Origin of the sequence: Vibrio genomosp. F10 str. 9ZD137 (genome assembly GCF_049974785.1) — a bacterium.
Lineage (GTDB): Bacteria > Pseudomonadota > Gammaproteobacteria > Enterobacterales > Vibrionaceae > Vibrio.
In genome coordinates this window covers 1-855 of record NZ_JBNGCJ010000695.1, presented here as the reverse complement: position 1 = coordinate 855, position 855 = coordinate 1, and the positions used below count along the sequence as shown (strand labels likewise).

Genomic DNA, 855 nt, shown 5'->3' with positions numbered 1-855 from the left:
GTCGGTAATATAGCCAGTGTTAACGGTACCTTGATGGTTATTTTGGTGCCTTTAGTCAGCTCAGAATCAATATCTATCGAACCATTGAGGGTGTTGATCGCGGTTTTAACCACGTCCATCCCCACGCCACGTCCTGATATATCCGATATTTTTTCTTTGCTTGAGAAACCAGGCATAAAGATTAGGTTGAAGCACTCTTTATCAGACAGTCGAGAGGCTGCATCTTCATCCATCATGCCACGATTGACAGCAATGGAACGTAGCTTATCAGGGTCCATACCACCACCATCATCGACGATGGCTAATTCTATATGGTCGCCTTCTTGAGAAGCAGAGAGTATCACTTTACCGTTTCGAGACTTGCCTGCTGCTGCTCGATCATCGGGCATCTCAATACCATGATCGACCGAGTTTCTCACCAAGTGAATCAGTGGATCGGCTAACGCTTCAACAAGGTTTTTATCTAAATCAGTTTCTTCACCGCGCATCTCAAGCGTGATGTCTTTATTCAAGCTACGAGCGAGGTCACGGACAACTCGAGGGAAGCGGCCAAATACTTTCTTGATTGGCTGCATTCGAGTCTTCATCACCGCGCCTTGCAGGTCAGCGGTAACGACATCTAAGTTAGAGACCGCTTTTTCCATTTCTTCATCATCACTGTTCAGTCCTAGGCTTAAAAGACGATTTCTCACCAAGACTAGTTCACCGACCATGTTCATAATGGTATCAAGCGTAGATGTGTCGACTCGGACTGTGGCTTCCGCTTGAGGCTTTTTCGCCTGAGGCGCTGGCGCTGCATTTTTCGCGGGTGGCTCGGCTTCCGGTTTAGGCGCAGCCTTCGGAACCGCGGCAGCT

The 855-nt window shown here is 48.2% G+C and carries 1 protein-coding gene; it reads right to left on the bottom strand.

The window, feature by feature from the left end; all coding sequences use genetic code 11:
- Positions 1–855: chemotaxis protein CheA (locus ACP45E_RS16620; RefSeq protein ID WP_241824331.1), on the bottom strand; the 855-nt coding region annotated here is incomplete at both ends.